The organism is Rhodococcus sp. A14, from assembly GCF_011603105.1.
GTDB classification, from domain to species: Bacteria; Actinomycetota; Actinomycetes; order Mycobacteriales; family Mycobacteriaceae; genus Rhodococcus_F; species Rhodococcus_F opacus.
In genome coordinates this window covers 1-15,679 of the sequence record NZ_JAAOQS010000095.1, presented here as the reverse complement: position 1 = coordinate 15,679, position 15,679 = coordinate 1, and the positions used below count along the sequence as shown (strand labels likewise).

The window sequence follows — 15,679 nt, the reverse complement described above, 5'->3', positions numbered from 1 at the left end:
TTGTTAACCGCCCGCGGTTAACAAGTACGCACGGCATGGAGGGCGACCTCGGTGGCCTTGACGACGAAGAACACGTCCAGGCCCGGCACCAGATCGAGTTCCGCGACGGACGCCGCCGTCACGTCGGCGCTGAGTTCGAACCGGCTTCCGGCTACGGCGGCCCGCACCCGGACCGTCGGCCCACGCACCTCGATCTCCGAGATGGACACCCGGAAGACGTTGCGCGGACTGCCTTCCGGAGAGCGTCGGTGGACGGCCACCGACGCGGGAGCGAACACCGCGACCGCCGGCGCGCCCGGCACGAAATCCGCGTCGGGCAGACCGTGCAGCCGAACACCGGTCTCGGTCTCGAAGCCGTCCTGCGCCCCGAACACCGGAACCAGGTTGAGCCCGGCGATTCGCGCGGCAAACGCGCTGCGGGGCCGCGTCAGCACGTCTCGCACGGAGCCGAATTCGACCACCTGACCGCCCTCGACGACGATCACCCGGTCGGCCAGCGCCAGCGCGTCGAGGATGTCGTGGGTGACCACGACCGCGGTCCGGTTCCCTTCCCGCAGCACCCGCCGGAGCAGTACGCGCAGGGCGGGCGCCGCGGCCACGTCGAGCGCCGCCATGGGTTCGTCGAGCAGGAGGGCCTGGGGCGCGGCCGCGAGCGCTCGGGCCACCGCGACCCGCTGAGCCTGCCCCCCGGACAGCTCGTGCGGGCGGCGGTCGGCGAACTGCGTCGCATCCACGGCGTCCAGCCATTTCTCGGCGATCGCGCGCGCCTCCCGACGTCCCCGGCCGGCACTGCGCGGGGCGAACGCCACGTTGGCGGCCACCGTCAGATGCGGGAACAACAGCGCCTGCTGTGCGAGCAGCGCGACCCCGCGCCGGTGCGGGGGCACTGCGACGCCCCGGGTGGTGTCGGTGAGCACGCGACCGTTCAGTTCGACGCGTCCGACGTCGGGGCGCACCAGGCCGGCGACCACCGAGAGCGCCGTCGATTTGCCGGCGCCGTTCGGTCCGAGCACCGCCAGCACCTCACCCTCGCCGAGGTCGAACCCCACGTCGACGCCACGCGCATCCACCCGCGCCTCGACGCTCAGGCCGGTCACAGCGCGGCCCTCGACGCCCAGCCCCGCGAACCCACCACGATGAGCACCGCGACCACGACCAGCACCAGCGACAACGCCACGGCCGCATCGGCGTCGGTCTCCCGCTGCAGGTAGATTTCGAGCGGCAGCGTTCGCGTGACACCCTGCAGGCTGCCCGCGAACGTCAGCGTGGCCCCGAACTCGCCGAGCGCCCGCGCGAACGACAACACCGCCCCGGACACCAGCCCGGGCAGCACCAGCGGCAGTGTCACCCGCCGGAAGACGGTGGTGGGGCTCGCACCGAGTGTCGCGGCGGCGTGCTCGTACCGGCTGCCTGCGGTCCGGAGTGAACCCTCGAGGCTCACCACGAGGAACGGCAGCGCGACGAACGTCTGCGCGAGCACCACGGCCGTGGTGGTGAACGCGATGTGGATGCCGGCGACCTCGAGGTGCTGCCCGATCAGGCCCTTCCGGCCGAACGTGTACAGCAGGGCGATACCCCCGACCACCGGTGGAAGCACCAGCGGCAGGAGCACCAGCGACCGCAGCACGTGCAGTCCGCGAAAACTGCTGCGCGACAGCACTGCCGCCATCGGAACCCCCAGCAGGACGCACAGCACGGTGCTCAGCGCTGCGGTCCGCAGGCTCAGTTCCAGCGCCGCGAGTGAGGATTCCGACGTGACCAGCTGGAAGAACCGCGACCAGTCGACGCTCGCCAGCATCGCGAACAGCGGCAGGACGACGAACAGTCCGCCCAGTGCCGCCGGGACGAAGATCCAGCCCGGAAGCCCGGACGGGACTCTGACGCGCGCCGCCCGGATCACGGCTGGGCGAATCCGGCCTTCGCGAGCACTGCCTGACCGTCGGGTCCCGTGACGAGGTCGACGAAGCCCTGCGCCGCGTCCGGTGCCTTCGAAGCGGACAGCGTCGCAATGGGATAGGTGTTCAGTGCCTGCGCGGCCTCGGGGAATGCCACGGCTGTCACCTTGTCGCCGGCGCTCGCCGCGTCCGTGACATACACGAGGCCGGCGTCGGCCTGACCGGCTGTCACCTTGTTCAGCACGTCGGTCACCGACGACTCCTCGCTGACCGGGCTGAGGTCGACACCCGACGCGGTCTCGACCTTCTGCGTCGCGGAACCGCACGGAACCTGCGGGGCACACGTGACCACCAGCGTCCCCTCACGGTTCAGATCCGCGAAGGACGTGATGCCCTTGGGGTTTCCGGGTGCCGTCACGATGGTCAGCGTGTTGGTGGCGAAGTCGACGGGACTGCCCTCGACGAGCCCGGCGTCGACCACCTTCGTCATGTTGGTGGTATCGGCGGACGCGAACACGTCGGCCGAGGCGCCCTGGTCGAGTTGAGCGGCGAGGTCGGAGGAACCCGCGAAGCTGAACTCCACGTGGGATCCGGGGTTCGCGGACTCGTACATCTGGCCGAGTTCCGTGAACGTATTCTTCAGCGACGCCGCGGCGAACACCGTGATGTCGCCACCCGCTGCGGACGCGGACGTCGCCTCGGCGGAACCCGAGGCGCCGCCGTCGTCGTTCGAACCGCAGCCGGTGAGAATGCCGAGACCGAGTGCGGCCGCAGCAACCCCCGTCGTGGCCCGCCGCCAGGACGACTTCATGAAACTTCTCCAGGTGTTTCGACGATCACCGTGGTCGACTTGACGACGGCTACCGCGACCTTGCCGGGCTCGAGCCCGAGGTCGCGCACGGCTTCACTGCTCATCAGGGAGACGACGCGGAAAGGCCCGCACTGCATCTCGACCTGGGCCATCACCGTGTCCATCACCACCGCGGTCACGATGCCGGTGAATCGGTTACGTGCCGAGGACTCCGATCCGAGCAGATCGGGCGACTTCGAGGCGTTGGCGCGCGCGAACTCGGCGAGTGCGGGGCCGTCGACGACCTTGCGGCCCGACTCGTCCTTCTCCGCCGCGAGGCTGCCGTTGTCGATCCACCGCCGGACTGTGTCGTCGCTGACGCCGAGCAGTTCTGCGGCTTGTCGTATCCGGATTCCCGTCATCCGAGAATTGTCCGCGCATGCGTCATGACCGACATCCTATGTCGGCAAATACGGACCGATCAAGTGCACCTTTCCGCAGATGCGGATCAGTACACGTCGCGCACGTACCGCTTGTCGGTCGCGAGCTGCTTCATGTACAGCTCGGTGTCTTCCTCGTCCAGGCGCCCATGGGTGCGGACGACCTCACGGATCGTCTCGTCCACGTCCTTCGCCATGCGGCTCGCGTCGCCGCACACGTACAGCGACGCACCCTCCTGCATCCAGCCCCACAGCTTGGCGCCGTGCTCGCGAATGCGGTCCTGCACATAGATTTTCTGCCGCTGGTCCCGGGAGAACGCCGCATCGAGGTGGGTGAGAAATCCGTCGCGGTGCATAGCTTCCATCTCCTCGCGGTAGTAGAAGTCGGTAGCCTCGTGCTGCTCACCGAAGAACATCCAGTTCTTACCCGTGTGACCCAATTCGCGGCGTTCGTGCAGGAATCCGCGGAACGGAGCGATACCGGTGCCGGGACCGACCATGATCATCGGTGCGTCGGCAGCCTGCGGGGGACGGAAGTGCGCCGACTTCTGCACGAAGATCGGCACGTCGGCCTCGTCGCAGTGATCGGCGAGGAACGTCGAGCAGACCCCGGAGCGGTTCTTGCCCTCGTGGTTGTAGCGCACCGCGGAGACGGTCAGCTGCACCTCACCCGGGTCGACCTTGGGGCTCGACGAGATCGAGTACAACCGCGGCTGGAGGCGCTTGAGCACGCTCAGCCACTCCTCGGCGTCGGCCTCGACCCCGTACTCCGCCAGCACGTCCATCGACTGCCGTCCCCACAGCCACTGCTGGAGCGCGATCTTGTTCTGCGGGCGCAGCAGCCGCGCCAGCTCGGTGTCCTGGGTGCGGCTCTGCACGAACCGCAGCAGCTCGGGGGACACCTTCGTGATCTCGAGCTTCGTGCGCAGCGCCTCGCGCAGCGTCATCTCCGGCAGGTCCGGCAACGTGACGGGCGTGTCCGGGATCGACCGGGTGACCTTCAGCCACTCGTCGACGACGGCGTCGCTGTTGGTCGGCCAGACACCGAGAGCGTCGCCCGCCTCGTAGGAGAACTCCGGATCGCTCACTTCGAAACCGAACTGCCGCACGTCCTTCGACGATCCGGCGGCGCTGAGCGGAATGTTCTTCGTCAATCGCGTGACCAACGGCGTCTTCCGTGTGAATGTCGCCGCCTTCTTCGCTGCGGGCCGGGCCGGCGCGGGTGCGGACGCCACCACGGTCGCACCGTCGGCCGCCGCACGGTCCCGGACCAGCTTCTGGACCTGGGTCAGCCACTGACGTGCCTGGTCCTCGTAGTCGGGTTCGCAGTCGACCCGCTCGGTGAGACGCTTCGCCTCCAGCTGCTCCAGCCGGGCGTCGATCCGCTTGCCGTGCCCGCAGAAGTCGTCGTAGTTGGAATCGCCGAAAGCCAGCACGGCATACCGGGTCTGCGACAGCTTCGGGGCCTCGTCGCTGCTGAGCGCGGACCAGAAGCTGCTGCCGTTGTCGGGGGCGTCGCCGTCCCCGAACGTGCTGGTGATGATCAGGAGGTCGCGGACGTCGGCGAGACCCGCGACGTCGTAGTCGTCCATGCTCATCAGGCGGGTGCCGTGGCCGGCCGCTTCGAGTTGTTCGGCACATTCGGCGGCGAACTCCTCGGCGTTGCCGGTCTGCGACGCCCACACCACCACCACCGGGTGCTGGACCGATTCAGTGTTCGCGTCCGGAACCACGGCACTCTGCGGAACGTCGGAACGGGAGAACAGCCCCGCCATCAGACCGTCCAGCCACACGCGCTTGGACCCGGAGATCGGTGCGCTTCGCGGAAGAACCGGAACGCCCTGGATCTCGGTGGACTGCAGCCCCGACAGCAGCCCGGCGAGGTACATGCGTTCGTGTTCGTCGAAAGTGGGGGAGACGGAGTCGTCCAGGCCCAGGATGCGGCTCATCTCCGCGGCGGGCGAACCCTGCGCGAGGGTGAGCGCCCCGCCGGACTCCGGGACCTCCGGCGCCGCCACCGGGGCCACCCGGGTCAGGGAGACGGCGCACGCCTTGAACTCCGGCTGGAAGGACGTGGGATCGACGGCGTCGTTGGTGACGGCGTTGATGCTGAGGTACTCGCCGAACGAATCGTTCCAGTGGAACGGGGCGAAACACCCGCCGGGGAGGACACGGTCGCTGACGACGGCGGGAAGCACCGCGCGACCGCGCCGGGACGCCACCTCCACCTTGTCGCCGTCGGCGATCGAAAGCTTCTGCGCATCAGCCGGATTGATCTCGACGAACGGGCCGGAGTTCAGCTTGTTGAGCTTGGCCACCTTGCCCGTCTTCGTCATCGTGTGCCACTGGTGCTGCAGGCGACCGGTGTTGAGGACGAACGGGTAGTCGTCGTCGGGCATCTCGGCGGGCAGCATGTGCGGGCGCGGGAAGAAGGCGGCCTTGCCGCTCGCGGTGGCGAACGCGAGCCGGGGGAGTGAACCGTCGGGAGCGGACAGCAGGTTCTGGCTGACGCCGTCATTCACGTAGCGGAGGGGGTTGCGATCGGTGCGGTTGCCGGGCGGGCTCGGCCACTGCACCGGTGTCTCCCTCAGGCGGTCGTAGGAGACGCCGCGAAGGTCGTAGCCGGTCTTCGGATTCCAGGTGCGCTTGATCTCCTCGAACACGTCCTCCGACGAGTCGTAGGTGAACGCGTCCGCGTATCCCATCTCGCAGGCGACACGGGCGATGATCTGCCAGTCGGGCAGCGCCTGGCCGACCGGATCGATGGCCTGCTGCAACAGGGTGAGGTTGCGCTCGGAGTTGATCATCACCGAATCCGACTCCGCCCACAGCGCCCCCGGCAGCAGGATGTCGGCGTAACCGTTGGTCTCGGTGTCGAGGAAGACGTCCTGCGTGATCACGAGCTCGGCGGCCTCGAGACCCTCGATCACCGTCCGCCGGTTCGCCACGGTGGCAACGGGATTGGTGCAGATGATCCAGCAGGCCTTGATGTCACCCGCGACCATCCGCTCGAACATGTCGACGGTTCCGGTGCCGACCTCCGTGCGGATGCTGCCCTCCGGCAGCTCCCACAGATCCTCGATGAACGCCCGGTCGTCGGCGGCGAGCACCGACCGCTGCCCCGGCAGGCCGGGACCCATGTACCCCATCTCGCGGCCACCCATCGCGTTGGGCTGACCGGTGAGGGAGAACGGGCCGCTGCCCGGCCGGCAGATCGCACCCGTGGCCAGGTGCAGGTTGCAGATCGCGTTGGTGTTCCAGGTGCCGTGGGTGCTCTGGTTGAGTCCCATCGTCCAGCAGCTCATCCAGTTCTCGGCCTCACCGATCCACTGGGCGGCCTGACGGATGTCGGATCCGGGGATGCCGGTGATGTCCGCGACCTTCTCGGGGGTGTACTCCTCGAGGAACTCCGGCATCACCTCCCAGCCCTCGGTGAACTCGGCGATGAACTCGGGATCGGTGTGCCCGTTCTTCACGAGCAGGTGCAGCAGACCGTTGAGCAGCGCGAGGTCGGTGCCCGGCGCGATCTGCATGAACAGGTTCGACTTGTCGGCGGTCGCGTTGCGACGCGGATCGACGACGATCAGCTTGGCCCCGGCCTTGACGCGGTCCATCATCCGCAGGAACAGGATCGGGTGACAATCCGCCATGTTCGCGCCGATCACGAAGAACACGTCGGCCGAGTCGAAATCCTGATACGAGCCGGGCGGGCCGTCCGCGCCCAGCGACTGCTTGTAGCCGGTGCCCGCACTGGCCATGCACAGCCGCGAGTTGGACTCGATCTGGTTGGTGCCGACGAAGCCCTTCGCGAGCTTGGTGATCAGGTATTGCGCCTCGATGGACATCTGACCGGAGACATAGAACGACAGGGCGTCCGGTCCGTGCCCGTCGAGTTGTTCCTTCAGCCGGCGCGCGGTCTCGCTGATGGCGGCGCCGACGTCGATCGAGGTGGGTGCCTCCCCGCGCTCGTCGCGGACGTACCCCGTTTCCATCCGGCCACCGGCCACCAGCATCTCGGCGCTCGTCGCACCCTTGGTGCACAGCCGCCCGAAGTTGGTGGGATGGTCCTTGTCGCCGGACGCCTTGAGCACGCGGCGCGCACCGGTCCCGGGATCGGTCCCGACCTCGAGCACCATGCCGCAGCCGACACCGCAGTACGAGCAGGCGGTCTTCACTGTGGAAGTCCCGGCTTTCTGCTGCTGCATCGACTAGCTCCTCACCTGCACGGTCGCCGCCTGTCCACCCGGCTCACGACCTGTATCAATGCTGCCGTGAACCGTGTTTCGTCGGGATTAACCCCCGTGAGCGTTCGGTGACGTCTCTCGCACCCGGGCGCGGGCACGGTGGTGATGTCGGCACGGCAGAATCACCAGATCATGTGACTGTCGTCACTTCAGGTGAGTGGCCGCCCGAAAGCGGAGTAAGGAGAAGACGACGTCGACCCGACCGGATCGACGATCGGTCAGCCCTGCTGCGTGGCCCACCACGACAGCAGTTCGGCCTCGGCCTCGTCGCGGCTGAGCGGACCACGATCGAGCCGGAGCTCCTTCAGGTACTTCCACGCCCTCCCGACGTCGGGGCCGGCGGGAATGCCGAGCAACTCCATGATCGCGTTGCCGTCGAGGTCGGGGCGCACCCGTGCGAGGTCTTCCTGCTCGGCGAGCCGGGCGATCCGCTCCTCGATGTCGTCGTACGTCGCCTGCAGGGCGGCCGCCCGCCGCTTGTTGCGGGTGGTGCAATCGGCGCGGACCAGCTTGTGCAGCCGCGGCAGCAGCGGGCCGGCATCCGTCACGTACCGGCGCACGGCGGAATCGGTCCACTGACCCTTGCCGTAGCCGTGGAACCGCAGGTGGAGGAACACCAGCTGCGAGACGTCGTCGACCATCTGCTTCGAATACTTCAGCGCCCGCATCCGCTTGCGGACCATCTTCGCGCCGACCACCTCGTGGTGGTGGAAGCTCACGCCGCCGCCCGGCTCGTTGCGCTTCGTGTCCGGTTTGCCGATGTCGTGCAGCAGCGCCGCCCACCGCAACACCAGGTCGGGGTCGCCGTCCTCGAGGTCGACGGCCTGCTTCAGCACGGTCAGCGAGTGCCAGTACACGTCCTTGTGCTGGTGGTGCTCGTCGATCTCGAGCTTCATCTGCGGCACCTCGGGCAGCACGAAGTCGGCGAGACCCGTCTCACACATCACGTTCATGCCGTCGATCGGGAATTCGCCGAGGATCAGCTTGTCGAGTTCGGCCCGCACGCGTTCGGCCGTGATCCGCTCGATCTGCGGCGCCATGTCGACGATGGCCTGATGCACGCGCTCGTGCAGGGTGAATCCCAGCTGGGACACGAACCGGGCGGCCCGCAACATGCGCAGCGGGTCGTCGTTGAAGGAGTTCTCCGGCGCCGACGGCGTGTCCAGCACCCCGGCCAGCAGCGCGTCCATGCCGCCCAGGGGGTCGACGAAGTCCTGCGAGCCGTCCGCACCGATCCGCACGGCCATCGCGTTGACCGTGAAATCGCGCCGCACCAGGTCGTCCTCGAGCTTCGTCCCGAACTGGACGACGGGATTGCGCGACACCCGGTCGTAGGCGTCGGCCCGATACGTCGTGATCTCGACCTGCTGACCCGCCTTGGTGGCGCTGATCGTCCCGAACTCGATGCCCGTGTCCCACTGGTTGTCGGCCCAGCCGGACAGCAGTTTCTGCACCCGCTCCGGGTGAGCGTCGGTGGTGAAGTCGAGGTCGGTGCCGAGGCGGCCCAGGATCGCGTCCCGGACAGTCCCCCCCACCAGGTACAACTCGTGACCGGCGGCAGCGAACCTCTCACCGAGCGGCGTGAGGACTTCGGACAGCTCGCGCAGCGTCACCGCGGCGCCGGCAAGCAGTCGCGTACGGCGCTCGTCGTCGAGAGAAGGGGCAGTCACGTCCAGGAAGCTTACCGAGGTGCGCAAATAGCGAGATACGCATACACGCTGTCACCTCGCCGTTCGGTTCACCACAGGTCTGTCACGAAGCGTCTCGGTTCGGGTGCGGCGTTCCGGTGGAGACGGCAAAGCCAACTACTATCGATGGGGTGTCTGCTGCCGAACGTGCGAACAGGAGTCGCCGCAACTCGCGGCGGCGCGGCGCCGTCGGCAAACCCGCGAAACCCCACATGAGGACGGTTCGCGAAACCTCGGCGGGCGGGCTCGTCGTCAACGGTCTCGGCGGACCGCGGGAGAATCTGTGCGCCGCGCTGATCGGACGCACCGACCGACGCGGGCGGCTGCTGTGGTCGCTGCCCAAGGGACACATCGAGCAGGGCGAGACCGCCGAACAGACCGCGATGCGTGAGGTCGAGGAAGAGACCGGCATCCAGGGCACCGTCCTCGCGTCGCTCGGCAGCATCGACTACTGGTTCGTCACCGAGGGCCGACGGGTCCACAAGACCGTCCACCACTATCTGCTGAGATGCCTCGGTGGGGAACTGTCGGACGAAGACGTGGAAGTCACCGAGGTAGCGTGGGTGCCGCTCGCCGAGCTGGGATCACGCCTGGCCTACGCAGACGAACGGAAACTCGCAGAAATCGCCGGTGACTTGATCTCGAAGATGACTACCACCCCGACCGCCCCCGACCTGAAGCTCCAGAAGGGGCCAGACGCCGGATGAGGATGGCTTTGCGTCGGGTCGGTGCCGTGACGTTGACCGCACTCGCGGTCGTTCTGGCTCCCACCAGCACCGTGGTGGCGGCGGCCCAGGACCCCGTGCCGCCCGAGAGCGCCGGGACCCAGACGGTCGCCGAGGACCCCGAGTTCCTCGAACTGCACATCGACAACGTCACGCCGTCCACGGTCACCACCACCAGCGACCCGTTCGTCACCGTCACGGGCTCGGTGAAGAACATCGGCGACCGCACGGTCCGCGACGTCAGCGTGCGACTGCAGCGCGCCCCCGCCGTCGCGAGCAGCGAGGGCCTCCGCACGTCCCTCACCCTCGATCAGTCGCGGTACGACACGGTCGGCATGTTCGACACGGTCGCGGGCCGCCTCGACGAGGGGCAGAGCAAGCAGTTCACGCTGTCGCTGCCACTACGGTCCGACACCGACATCTCTCTCGACATCACCGAACCCGGCGTGTACCCGCTGATGGTGAACGTGAACGGCACCCCCGAGTACGGCGGGGCCGCGCGCCTCGACGACGCCCGATTCCTGCTCCCCGTGTTCGGGGTCCCCGGCACTCCGGCCGTGCCCCCGCACATCTCCAGTCCCGTCGCCGTCACCATGCTCTGGCCGCTCGCCGACCGGCCCCGGCTCGCGGCGGGGGTGCCCGGTTCCGTCACCGAACCGGTCCGTCTCGTCGACGACGACCTCGCGTCCTCGCTCGCGGACGGCGGCCGGCTCGACGAACTGCTGGGCGCGGCGGAGTTCGCCACCCGGGAGAGCGTCGACCGTGACCACACCCTCCGGGACAGTCTGTGCCTGGCCGTCGACCCCGACCTGCTGATCACCGTCGAGAACATGACGCGCGGATATCTGGTGGTGGACGACCCGTCCGATCCCACCGGTTCCGCGCACGAAGGCACCGGTAAGGATGCCGCGTCGGCGTGGCTCGACCGCGCCCGGTCCCTGGCCGCGTCCATGTGCACCACGTCGGTTCCGTTCGCGCAGGCCGACCTGTCCGCGATCACCGAGGTCGCGAACCCGGACCTCACCGCGACCGCCGTCGAAGCCCCCGCGGACATCGTCGACAACGTGCTGGGTGTCACGTCGCTGCGCAATTTCGTGTGGAGCGACGCCGGCGTGCTGGACGACGCGACGGCGCAGATGCTGCGCAGAGACGAGGCGACCACCACGCTCGTGGCCGCCAATTCCGTCGACACGACGACACCCCGCGACAGCGCCCACGTCATCGAGGCGACTCCGCCCCCCGCCCCCGTTCCCGCGAACGGGGAGACGACCCCGGCGGCAACCGAGACGCCTGCGGCCACCGGAAGCGTCGACGCGCTGCTGTTCGATCCGTCCGTCGGGACGGCGCTCGCGGCCATGGGAACGACACCGCAGACCCCCTCGTACACCCCGAAGCGCGCCCGGTACGACCTCTCGGACGATTCCCGGACCGCCCGACTGCAGGACGCACTCGGTGCGGTGTCGTGGTCTGCCCTCGAACCCGAGGCCGCACGCGCCGCAGGCACCCCCCGCTCGCTGATGGTGGTGCCGCCGCAGCTGTGGACGGCCGGCGCCGAGGACGCGAAGACGCTGCTGTCCACGGTGTCCTCGCTGATGCGCTCCGGGCTCGCGACCCCCCGCCCGTTGCCCACGCTGCTGGGACGTCAGCCCGGATCACCCGAGGTCGCGACGCTGGAGTACCCGGATCAGGCCGCCGAGGACGGCGTCCCCGCCCATATCCGCGACGCCGCCGCCACCCAGACGCCCCGCATCGAGGCACTGAACACCGCACTGGTCGACGACCCGCAGGCCCCGCTCACCCCGGAACGCTTCACGGCACCGCTGCGCGAGGACCTGCTGCGCTCGATGAGCCTCGCGCATCGCCGCGACGACGAACGACGGTCCGCGGAAGAGGCGTCCGACACGCGCGCCGACGAGGTGGCCGAAACCATGGACGACCTGTTCGGGGCCGTCACCGTCGTGTCGCCGGGCGGTGTCTACACGCTGGCGTCGGAACAGAGCCCGCTGCTGCTGGTGGCCAGGAACGACCTGCCGGTCGGAATCACCGTCCGTCTCCAGGTGGACGCGCCGTCGGGGATGACCATCACCGACATCGGCCCCACCACGCTGCCCCCACGTGGCAGCCGCACCCTCACCGTTCCCACCGAAGCCAACGACTCCCGCAAGCTCGTCGTCACTTTCTCTCTGACCACCGCCGATGGACAGCAACTGGGAGAGCCGACCAGCGTGACGGTACGGTCCAACGCGTACGGGCAGGCGTTGGCGATACTGACAGCATGCGCGGGTGCTCTGCTGCTGTTCCTCGCCGGCCGCCGGCTGTGGCATCGATTCCGCGGCCAGCCGGATCCAGCTGACGAAGGGTACGAACGTTCATGACCGGGAACTTGCCCAGTAGGGGCCAGAGGCTTCCCGATCGCTCCCATCCCCGGGTCGCGCCGTGGGAGCGGGACCACTGGGCTCGGGAAATCCGGCCGGACGAGGCGCCGACGGTGCAGTTCGCGGCCATCCGGGTCGACCCCTCGCCGCCTCCGGTCCGGGACTCCGGGCCGTCGACCGCGCCGCAGAAGCAGGGCAACTCCCGACTGCTGGCGTCCACCGGTTCGATCGCGGTGGCGACGCTCGTCAGCCGCATCACCGGATTCGCCAAGCAGCTCCTCGTCCTGACGCTGCTGGGTGGGTCGGTGGCCAGCTCGTTCACCGTCGCCAGCCAGATCCCGAACATGATCTCCGAGCTCGTGCTGGGAGCGGTGCTCACCGCGATCGTGGTGCCCGTCCTGGTGCGCGCCGAACGCGAGGACCCGGACCAGGGTGCCGCGTTCGTGCGACGCCTGTTCACCGCCACGTGCGTGCTGCTCGGAACTGCGGCGTTGCTGGCGACCGCGGCCGCGCCCGTGCTCACCACGCATGTCTTCCTGTCGGCCGACGGCAAGGTGAACACGTCCCTCACCACGGCTCTGTCCTATCTCCTCCTGCCCGCGATCCTGTTCTACGGACTGTCGGCGCTGCTCACGGCCATTCTCAACACCCGGCAGGTGTTCAAACCCGGTGCCTGGGCACCGGTGCTGAACAACGTCGTGATGCTCACCGTGCTGGTGATCTACTACGCGACACCGGGGGAGATCACCCTCGATCCGGTGCGGATGAGCGACCCGAAACTGCTGGTCCTCGGTGTGGGCGTCACGCTCGGTGTCGTGGTGCAGGCGATGAGCCTGGTGCCTGCGATCCGGCGCGAGGGCATCTCACTGAAACCGCTGTGGGGCCTCGACGACCGGCTCAAGCAGTTCGGCGGCATGGCCGTCGCGATCATCCTGTACGTGCTGATCAGCCAGGCGGGCATGATCGTCGCCACCCGCATCTCGTCACACGCGGACGCGTCGGGTCCCGCGATCTACAACAACGCGTGGCTCCTGCTGCAGCTGCCGTACGGCGTGCTCGGCGTGACGGTGCTGACGGCGATCATGCCGCGACTCAGCCGCAACGCTGCCGCCGACGACACCCCCGCCGTGGTCGACGATCTGTCCGTCGCCACCCGGCTGACGATGATCTCTCTCATCCCGATCATCACGTTCCTCACGTTCGCCGGCCCCGAGATCGGCCAGGCGCTCTACGGGTACGGCAACTTCGGGACCGGTGACGCCGAACGCCTCGGCCAGGCCGTCAGCTGGTCGGCCTTCACGCTCATTCCCTATTCCCTGGTGCTGATCCAGCTCCGCGTGTTCTACGCCCGCGAGCAGGCCTGGACCCCCACGTGGATCGTCCTGGGCATCACCGCGGTGAAGATCGCGCTGTCGGCGCTCACCCCGATGATCGCCTCCAGCGACGACCAGGTGGTCATCCTGCTCGGCGTGGCCAACGGCCTCGGCTACATCACCGGCGCGCTCGTCGGGGGCTGGCTGCTGCACCGCAGTCTCGGCAACCTGCAGATGGCGAACGTCGGCAAGACGGTGTGGGTGGTGGTGCTCGCGTCGATGGCGGGTGCGCTCGTCATGCTCGGCGCCGACCGCCTCCTCGGGCTCGACCGCCTCACCAGTCTGTTCGGCGGTCCGGGCTCGATGGTCCGGGTCATGATCAGCGGTGTCCTCATGCTCGTCGTCACCTTCGTGATCCTCTGGTTCGCGAAGATCCCCGAAATCGTGTCCGTCACCGTCGCCGTCGCCCGCAAGGTTCGCGCCCTGCACGGTCGCGGCGCCGCACAGGAACCGGAGGCCGACCCGCTCGCAGAAGCCGAAACAGAACTGATTCCCGTGGTCCGCGCCACACCGCACGACTTCGGGGGACAGCCGCGTGGTATCGAACGACCCGGTGGACTCCCGTACCCTGGACACGAGCGGGTCGGATCGCCGCCCGGTACTGGTCGGAGTTGGGCATTCGAGAATGAAGGAGTGAGGGTGAGCGACGACGACGTGGCCGGCAGCAAGAGAGCCGGAGGTTCTACGGTGCAAGCGTCCGAACGCGATTCGGCCGCCGCCCCCAACGGCGTCGACGCCCCGACCACCCGGATCCCGTCCGAGTCGGCCTCCACCGACGCCGCGAAGTCCGACAAGCAGGCCGGCACCGACGCACCGCAGAAAAAGGACGCGGCCACGTCCTCGGGCTCCGCAGACACTCCGAAAACGGGGCAGAGCAAGGAGACCGGCGATCCTGCGGATGCGCAGACGAAGACTCCCGCCGACGACGCAGGCGAATCGCCCAGAGACACACGTCACATGGGCGCGGCCCCCGCACGGGATCTCAGTTACGACACCGGCGTGATCCCGATCACACCGGCACCCGGACGTGAGCCCGGCGCAGGTCCTCGTCGTACTCCTCGTGGCCCCAAGCTCATTCCCGGCGCGTCCGTCGCGGGCGGTCGGTACCGCCTTCTGACACCGCACGGCGGTTCGCGGGGACTGCAGTTCTGGCAGGCGCTGGACGTCAAGCTCGACCGCGAGGTGGCTCTGACGTTCGTGGATGCCGAACAGCGCTCCACCTCGGCCGGTCCCGAAGGCCCGCAAGCCATTCTGTCGCGCACCCTGCGACTGGGCCGGATCAACTCGCCCGGACTCGCCCGTGTGCTCGACGTGGTCCGCGGTAGCTCGGGCGGCATCGTCGTCGCCGAGTGGACCCCGGGCCGCTCGCTGCGGGAGATGGCCGACACCAAGCCGTCTCCGATCGGCGCTGCCAGTGCCATCCGCGCGCTCGCCGCGGCCGCCGAGACCGCACACCGCGCCGGCGGGGCACTGTCCATCGACCACCCCGACCGCGTCCGTATCAGCATCAACGGCGATGCCGTGCTGGCGTTCCCGGCAACGCTCGCCGACTCCGACTCGAGTTCCGACGTGCGCGGACTGGGGGCCATGCTCTACGCCCTCATCACCGCGCGCTGGCCGCTGGGTGACCCGTCCGCTCCCGCGGGGGACCCGTCGGGTTCGCACCGTCCGGGCACCGTCGGCGGTATGCGGCTGGCCGACCGCGACTCGAGCGGGCAGCCCATCGGACCGCGGGTGATCCGCCCTGAGGTCCCGTTCGAGATTTCCGCGGTGGCGCTGCGCTCACTCGAGCCGAACGGGGGAATCCGCACGGCGGCCACCGTGCAGCACATTCTCGACCAGGCGTCCGTCGTCAACGACAAGACCGAATTCATCCCCGTGCTGCGGCTCGGGCAGCGGGGCCCCGGCACGACCGGTCACGCTCTCGCCGACCCGGAAGCACTGGAGGCGGAGAAGAAGAAGTCCAACCGGATGATCGCGGCGCTCGTGGGCCTCGCGGTCGTCACGATCATCGTGCTGGCTCTGCTGGGCTTCTGGCTCGCGACGTTCCTCACGGGCAGTAGTTCCGACGCGCCGCTCACCGAACAGGACTTCGGGCTCACCACGTCGGCCGAGGCGCCGCCCAACCCCGAGTCGCCCGCCCCCGCGC

9 protein-coding genes are annotated in these 15,679 nt (G+C 68.7%); 3 read left to right on the top strand and 6 right to left on the bottom strand.

Annotated features, from left to right (window positions below; genetic code table 11):
* Positions 1 to 17: 17 nt before the first annotated feature.
* The 6 genes from G9373_RS34475 to G9373_RS34450 all read right to left on the bottom strand — a co-directional run bounded on the left by G9373_RS34475 (position 18) and on the right by G9373_RS34450 (position 9,039).
* Positions 18 to 1,097 carry an ATP-binding cassette domain-containing protein gene (locus tag G9373_RS34475; RefSeq protein ID WP_054248145.1) on the bottom strand — a complete coding sequence of 360 codons (1,080 nt, stop codon included), beginning with the start codon at positions 1,095 to 1,097 and terminating at the stop codon, positions 18 to 20.
* Entirely contained in the window at positions 1,094 to 1,900 is an 807-nt protein-coding gene (locus G9373_RS34470) for an ABC transporter permease (protein WP_005263520.1), read from the bottom strand. The genes G9373_RS34475 and G9373_RS34470 overlap by 4 nt, the downstream gene beginning before the upstream one ends.
* Positions 1,897 to 2,706, bottom strand: coding sequence for a molybdate ABC transporter substrate-binding protein (modA, locus tag G9373_RS34465; protein ID WP_054248147.1), 810 nt, complete (start codon positions 2,704 to 2,706; stop codon positions 1,897 to 1,899). Before modA ends, G9373_RS34470 begins: the two co-directional genes overlap by 4 nt.
* A complete protein-coding gene (locus G9373_RS34460; RefSeq protein WP_005263518.1) occupies positions 2,703 to 3,107 on the bottom strand; it encodes a TOBE domain-containing protein in 405 nt (134 codons plus the stop codon). Before G9373_RS34460 ends, modA begins: the two co-directional genes overlap by 4 nt.
* Positions 3,108 to 3,193: 86 nt before the next feature.
* On the bottom strand, positions 3,194 to 7,330 hold the full coding sequence (locus G9373_RS34455) for a bifunctional nitrate reductase/sulfite reductase flavoprotein subunit alpha (RefSeq protein ID WP_167119356.1): 4,137 nt from the start codon (positions 7,328 to 7,330) through the stop codon (positions 3,194 to 3,196).
* A gap of 257 nt (positions 7,331 to 7,587) precedes the next feature.
* Positions 7,588 to 9,039, bottom strand: coding sequence for a CCA tRNA nucleotidyltransferase (locus G9373_RS34450; RefSeq protein WP_005263516.1), 1,452 nt, complete (start codon positions 9,037 to 9,039; stop codon positions 7,588 to 7,590).
* Between the two features lie 149 nt (positions 9,040 to 9,188).
* On the opposite strand from G9373_RS34450, the gene G9373_RS34445 reads away from it, so the two are divergent.
* From G9373_RS34445 to murJ, 3 genes are all read left to right on the top strand, one after another.
* On the top strand, positions 9,189 to 9,764 hold the full coding sequence (locus tag G9373_RS34445; RefSeq protein WP_005572816.1) for an NUDIX hydrolase: 576 nt from the start codon (positions 9,189 to 9,191) through the stop codon (positions 9,762 to 9,764).
* 2 nt (positions 9,765 to 9,766) lie between these two features.
* Entirely contained in the window at positions 9,767 to 12,157 is a 2,391-nt protein-coding gene (locus tag G9373_RS34440) for a DUF6049 family protein (protein WP_167119353.1), read from the top strand.
* A gap of 113 nt (positions 12,158 to 12,270) precedes the next feature.
* A partial coding sequence (gene murJ, locus G9373_RS34435) for a murein biosynthesis integral membrane protein MurJ (protein WP_167119362.1) occupies positions 12,271 to 15,679 on the top strand: 3,409 nt, incomplete at its 3' end.

What these genes read in the sequence shown, in the direction of transcription:
- G9373_RS34460 (WP_005263518.1), bottom strand. Translation starts at nt 3,107, where the DNA reads ATGACGGGAATCCGGATACGACAAGCCGCAGAACTGCTCGGCGTCAGC.
- modA (WP_054248147.1), bottom strand. Translation starts at nt 2,706, where the DNA reads ATGAAGTCGTCCTGGCGGCGGGCCACGACGGGGGTTGCTGCGGCCGCA.
- G9373_RS34440 (WP_167119353.1), top strand. Translation starts at nt 9,767, where the DNA reads ATGGCTTTGCGTCGGGTCGGTGCCGTGACGTTGACCGCACTCGCGGTC.
- G9373_RS34455 (WP_167119356.1), bottom strand. Translation starts at nt 7,330, where the DNA reads ATGCAGCAGCAGAAAGCCGGGACTTCCACAGTGAAGACCGCCTGCTCG.